Here is a 6245-nt window from a genome sequence, read left to right on the forward strand (position 1 = left end):
CCAAAATGGTCATCCAGTGAGTAATTACATATTTAAAGATGTTTTTGTTTTAGCTAAGTATTTTCACCATACTGAAAAGTTAGATGATGAATCTATAAGAATTAAATTAGAGAATTTCATTAACTATAAAGAACAAAGTTATGATGTACAAAAGGTTTTTAGAAGAATGATTGAGGGGGCTATTAAAGGCTCTAAGAAACAGTACATGAAGCAATGTAATGAAGTGAGTTTTACCGAAAATGAAATTGCTATTATAAACAAAATGAAAGATACTACTACTAGGAAAATAGCATTTACTCTTCTTTGTATGTGGAAGGCAAATTCTAATAAACCGTTTAGATCAAGTATTCATCAAGTGGCAAATGAAATTGAACTTAAAGCCAATGGCGAAAAGTTAAGTATGGTTTACTATGATTTATTAAGGCAGGGGAGTATTAATAGGTATAATAGAACTGCTGAAAAAAGAAAAAGAATATTACAGAAAATGGTTGAAATAGATGGACAGTATGGAGGATTATTCATTCCTTACGATTCTTTAAAATATGCTGAACATGTCTCATCACCAACAAGAAAAAGTAGTATTGCAATTTGGATGTATACCAAAGATTTTGGAGAGTACCCAAGTTTTGATTTTCCGAGTTTTTATGTAAATATGTCGGATGTGGAAAAAGAAGATTATAAGAAATATAGGTATAAAGAAGATGACTACGATTATGTTAGTAAAAATTTTGATGTAATAGCTCATTGCTATACGAAGGAAAGTTTTGCACAAATTATAGGTGGATCAGTATTTTATAATGAAGAAAAAGCACACGATAAGGTTAAAGTATTGTTCGCAGATAATGATAATACGCAGGGATTATTAATAGACGTAAATGATTTACTATCAGAATACAATAAGCTATTTGGCGCTAATAGAGTTGTATATGGCAACTGTAAAGTGTGTGGTTGCAACATTATAAAGAAAAGTAATAAAACTAAATACTGTACAGGTTGTAGGGAACAGGTAAGAAAAGAAAAAGTAAAAGAAAATATGCGTAATATGAGAAAGAAACAAAGAATGTAGCTAATACTGTTATCGAATAGAAGTATTTTTATTATAGGTGGATACCTAGGATACTGAATGCAACTATAATGTAAAAGGCTATCATAGGTTAGTCAATAAAATAACAGTTTTATAAGGATAAAAAGGAGGATATTTAATATGACGGAAGTTAAAATACAAAAGTTTACTCTTGTTCATACTTTGTTTGTTGTAAAGGATATAAAATAGTCGCAAGTGAAGATGAGTTAGATTTATGGAGGAGTCACTAAGATATAGTGGCTTTTTGTTTGGATGAAAAATAAGCCCCCATAGGTGGTTAGGGAGCTTATATAGATTGATCGGTGTTTACTTATTTTTTATTCATTCGTTTTTCATTCTCTTTAACTGTTAATCTCTTACGTTTTTGTTTTGTTTGAATTACTTCATAATGGAAACTTGTATCAAGATCACTACCATTTTTAAAGTGAAAAGTATTCGGTATGAAAATTCTAAATATCAACTCCCAAGTTTGATAGTCAACATCATCATAGATTATTTTCAAATTTAGTATTGGTTGTTTTTGTTTTCTATTCTTTCCAAAAGAATTTATAAAATAATCATTTAACATGATAATGAAATAATCAGGCAATAATATGTTTGTGCTTTCCTTTGGTTGTATAACATCCACATATCTCAAATAAGGTTTTAAGTATCTTATTTGAGAACCTTCCTTACCTTCAATATTTTTGTAACCTATATACAACTCATATTCATTTTCATATTCTCTAACGAATATTTCATGGCTATCAAATTCATCCATATCATCGAGCCCTGCATATATAAAATCTTCAACATTTTCAATATAATAACAATAGCGTATGTTAAATACTGGAGAATTCCCGTGGTTCCATATTGGTAGTTTTGTACCGGAAAACTTTTTAGGAACTCTTCCTTTAACATCCCAATCACTTAATATATGTTCTATATTTGCTTTTATACTTTTTATACCTGGAAAAATGATAGCTTCTTGATTTTTCTTGTTGATTCTTTCTTGTGAAAATATAGTAAGCCAAGAAGCAATAGCAGCAATCATAGCTATAAATACGGAAATTAAAGATATCCAATCTGTAGGTTCTAAGCAAGTCCAAAAGCCATCACAAGCTTCTTTTATTGTAACTTCCATTATTTCATTACCCTTTCTAAAAATCACCATTTCAACATATTATACCAATTTACATTGTAATTTAGGAAATCGCTACAAATTAAAGACACTCGACACCGAAAAATAGGTTGCTCGAACGATTGGGTAGAAAGAGTGTAACGATTTAGAAAACAATTTGAACCCTACTCTCCCAACGGTTTTACTTTTTATAGTTAAGATAAAGTCTTTGATTATAAGGAATCGTTAATAATGTTTAAAGGAAGAAAAGCGTATGTCACGCTCAGTTTAATTTCAATGTTTGGTTTTATCTTGTATTCATTGAATTTTTGGCATATGTGTTAAACGTCGTTAAAGGAAAGAAAATGCTAGTATTCAAGTAAAGGGATTCCCTCTCTTCAAAAATACAATCCAAAAACGGACTAAAAAGTCACCGAAAATTTATAAAAACACACTACAAACCCTTGGTACATAAGGGTTTTTTCTTTTGTAAAAAGGTTTCCAAGTGGAGAGATTGTTAAACCACAATAAAACAGTAATTTTTTTTATCCATTATTGGACTAACAATAATTTAATAGCTATTTAAAGGAGGTGTTTAAAATGGACATATCGACTATTCCTGCAGAGATGTGGATGTCTCAAGGGCTATTCGCGTTACTCTTTGTATGGCTGCTATTTGATACTCGTAAAGAGAGTAAAGCAAGAGAAGATAAACTTATCAGTCAAATAGAAAAGCAAAACGAATCGCAGGAAAAAATAGTATTATCCCTCGAACGATTAGAGCACCAAATATCAACGATTAAACAAGTACAATAGAAGGCTCTAACGTCAATTATAAGATGTCTAGCGTTGTGATATAGACGTTTTAAAGGATAGGGTATACCAAACTATCAAATTGTGAAAATATTACTCAGGAGGTATTGTTATGGAAAGTAATCAAACGAACGAACAACAAGAGCAAACACAAGTGGAAACAGTAGATAAGGCTCAATATGACGCTGTAGTGGCTGAATTAGAAGAGGTTAAGGGTAAGCTACCTGTCGAACCTACAGAATCAGAAATAGCCATCACACAACGAGAAAATGAACTATGGCAAAAGGAAAAGAATTTAGAATTAAAGGATGCACAATTGGATAAATTTGCAGATTTCTTTAATGCAACTACTACAGATGAATTAACCTCACAAATTAAAAAGTTTCAATTATTACTCAATGAAGTAAAAGCTTCCACTGGTTATATCCCTCAAGATCACCTCAAAGAGGATACATACAATCAAGCTAAAGAAAATGGTAATACAAAGGGAATGATTAAGTCACTATTTGGATTAAATTAATCTGTTAGTGGCTTTTTTATTATAAAAAATATTGGGTAGTGACCAACACTAAAGGAGAAAATTTATATGAGTATTTTTACAAGTAAAGACTTTGCTGTAGGACAAAATTATGATTTGAAAGATGTATTAGTAGAGGTAAACAAAAAGAATAATACTTTTACAACTTTCATGCTATCTAAAACGGTAAAAGCTACAGCACCACAAGTACACTGGATTACAGAAGAAATTGCAGATAGTGCAGTTACACTTGCTGAAGGTGGAAATGCACCAGAGTTTAAAAAGGATGATTTAGCTCCACGTTCTAACTATCTTGAACTATTTGCTAATACTGCTGTAGTAACTAACACAGCACAATATTCAACTGCAAAAGGTATTTCTGACTTGTTAGCACATGAAGTTGATAAGAAATCTAAAGCTATAAAACGTAGAATTGAAAATAAACTTTTACATGGTGTTCAAGGTTATGATGCTACAACTAAAACATATACAACTGATGGTGTTATTACTCAAATTCATGCTGACCATAAGGTTACAGGTGAGTTAACAGGAGATAAATTTGAAGAAATGGTAGGAAAACTTTATGATGCAGGCGTATCTGATAATCTTATCTGTTTCTTGCCAGCACGAATGAAACAAACTATTAATAAAACAGGTGTAGTTGAATTCTTTGCTCGTGATAAATTCTTAGGATTTGATGCAGAAGAGTATATTACTACCTTCGGAACAGTACGTTTCGTACTATGTGAGGAATTAGGAAATAACAAAATGTTTATTGTGAATCCTGACTACCTAGAAATGCCAGTATTAATTCCATATCATGCACAAGTAGAAGCAGTGAGTGGATCAAAACAATCTGTATTCTTAGAAACACAAGTAGGTGTAAACTTACTAAACGATAAAGCAGCAGCAAGTTTTGAAATTGTAACACCGTAACATTACATACTAAAACATTAGGGGACTCGGATATAAAAAACGTGTCCTCTCTTTTATTTATTCTAAAGGACTAAGGGGAGGAAATAGAAATGAACACAAAGGAGATGAACAGAAGAAATGAATATCTTATAAAACGAAGAACAAAACGAATTAAACAAATAGACATAGCAAAATACATTGGTATTAGCAATAGTGCTATTTCCAAATACGAATTAGGGAATCTCGATTTAATAGAATCCCATGTGCAAATGTATCAAAAATTTATTGATGAATACCAAATCAAAACATAATCAGAAAGAGTAGGTGAAAAATGAAGGAACATAAGAAACTCGACAGTACTACATCCTTCTATTTTCAGACACAGTTAAGTTAAGCACCTAGGTATGATGACAGGGCTTAGTTTAACTGTTTTTTATTTTGAAAGTTGTTAAGTACAACTCTAAAATCGGTATAACCGAAATTAAACATAATTTAAAGCACTGTCCGCTCAAAGTAAGCATGTAGGAGGATTTCCATTTCTTCTATATATTATGAACAAATTTAACAACGCTAATCTTGATTGGATTACTAAAACAGACGTTGTAAGCGACTTAGCTTTAGGGAATGATTTAGATTCTTTAATCTCTTGTAACTTACTACAACACATCACAGGCGGTAAATGGGATATAAATTACTTCTATGACTTCCACGACTTCTACAAACATGAAAAGACAGGTAATATATTTATTGGTGTCGATATGGCATTTACTAAAAATGTAAGAACATTTGATAATCACTTGACTGATCGCTCAAATAAAGTCTCCATAAACTATAACCACATAAAAGGCTTAACACGTTCGGATTACTGTAAGAAGTATCCGTTCTCCACGTTAATGACGATAATGAACGTCTATAATATCCCACTACCAAAAACTACAGAAGGTAAATCCATCTTATTAGCAATAGATTCATCATTTAAAGGTCACTATACGACCAACTCATATTTTAAATCCATACATACAAATTGGTTAAAAGAATTGGGATTTGAAGAATTAATTCGACTACTAGACCAAAAAGATAGTAAATATTTTTATAAAATTATAGATTACTTTAAACTCAACAGTCCTATATCTATCAATGAAGAAGGAAAGCTTGAAACAGATATAAAATTGGATTTGTTGAATAATTACTTAGATTGGAAAATTGAATTACCACAACAGCAATTTAATCATGTAAAGGGATGTGTGCGAGAAGGTCATAAAATCGGGGTTAAAAAGTTACCTCCACTAGATAAACTTATCTCATTAGCCTATACAGCAAAGAACTATATTTCTTATACATACAAAGAAGCTTAAAAACTAAATGTTATATATAAAATACATATGATGGTAAAATTGGTAGAGTTTCTGTTAATTTGATTACTCTGCCTTTTTTAGTGTCAATCAGGAGGAAACTAATAATGAATAATAAAGATTACTTTTTCTGTTACAATCGAAAACTATTTACATACTTAACAAAAGAGAAAAATATAGAATTTATCACTATTGCAAAAAATCCAAGCACAGATAATATTTTTACACTATTTAAAAAGAGTGATGAGCTACAAAATGCATTAGATTCGTATAAGTGTGTATAAAATGTGATATTTTAAATTTATTCCGATAGATAAAACCTATATAAAACAATACATTTTTAAGGTAGATGTGATTAATTACTAAAAGGGTAGTGTATTTGTGCGAAATGTTTGATTTTTCACTAAAAGGGTAATAATATAAATTACAAATACTGTGATATTTTTCCTTGAAAGGGGATATATA

General features: G+C 30.5%; 7 protein-coding genes and 1 pseudogene. 7 read left to right on the plus strand and 1 reads right to left on the minus strand.

The genetic code is table 11. The annotated features are described in order from the left end of the window. Window positions 1–1066: pseudogene (locus tag V7014_RS22860) on the plus strand (hypothetical protein); the annotation flags it as partial. A gap of 328 nt (window positions 1067–1394) precedes the next feature. On the opposite strand, the gene V7014_RS22865 reads toward V7014_RS22860, so the two are convergent. Then, entirely contained in the window at window positions 1395–2207 is an 813-nt protein-coding gene (locus V7014_RS22865; RefSeq protein WP_335510668.1) for a hypothetical protein, read from the minus strand. A 576-nt stretch (window positions 2208–2783) separates the two neighbouring features. Here V7014_RS22865 and V7014_RS22870 point away from each other — a divergent pair. The 6 genes from V7014_RS22870 to V7014_RS22895 all read left to right on the plus strand — a co-directional run bounded on the left by V7014_RS22870 (window position 2784) and on the right by V7014_RS22895 (window position 6064). Next, complete coding sequence (locus V7014_RS22870; protein WP_335510670.1) at window positions 2784–2999, plus strand: BhlA/UviB family holin-like peptide; 216 nt, start codon at window positions 2784–2786, stop codon at window positions 2997–2999. Between the two features lie 109 nt (window positions 3000–3108). Further along, the gene (locus V7014_RS22875) at window positions 3109–3516 is read left to right on the plus strand and encodes a hypothetical protein (RefSeq protein WP_335510672.1); all 408 of its coding nucleotides are present in this window, start codon (window positions 3109–3111) and stop codon (window positions 3514–3516) included. 66 nt (window positions 3517–3582) lie between these two features. Beyond that, window positions 3583–4449, plus strand: a complete 867-nt coding sequence (locus tag V7014_RS22880; RefSeq protein WP_335510674.1) for an SU10 major capsid protein — start codon at window positions 3583–3585, stop codon at window positions 4447–4449. A gap of 89 nt (window positions 4450–4538) precedes the next feature. Next, a complete protein-coding gene (locus V7014_RS22885; protein WP_335510676.1) occupies window positions 4539–4739 on the plus strand; it encodes a helix-turn-helix transcriptional regulator in 201 nt (66 codons plus the stop codon). Between the two features lie 240 nt (window positions 4740–4979). Next, complete coding sequence (locus V7014_RS22890) at window positions 4980–5783, plus strand: hypothetical protein (RefSeq protein WP_335510678.1); 804 nt, start codon at window positions 4980–4982, stop codon at window positions 5781–5783. Window positions 5784–5887: 104 nt separating this feature from the next. Continuing rightward, a complete protein-coding gene (locus V7014_RS22895) occupies window positions 5888–6064 on the plus strand; it encodes a hypothetical protein (RefSeq protein WP_335510680.1) in 177 nt (58 codons plus the stop codon). Window positions 6065–6245 lie beyond the last annotated feature (181 nt).

This window comes from Bacillus sp. JJ722 (assembly GCF_036963345.1).
GTDB lineage: Bacteria > Bacillota > Bacilli > Bacillales > DSM-1321 > Bacillus_AD.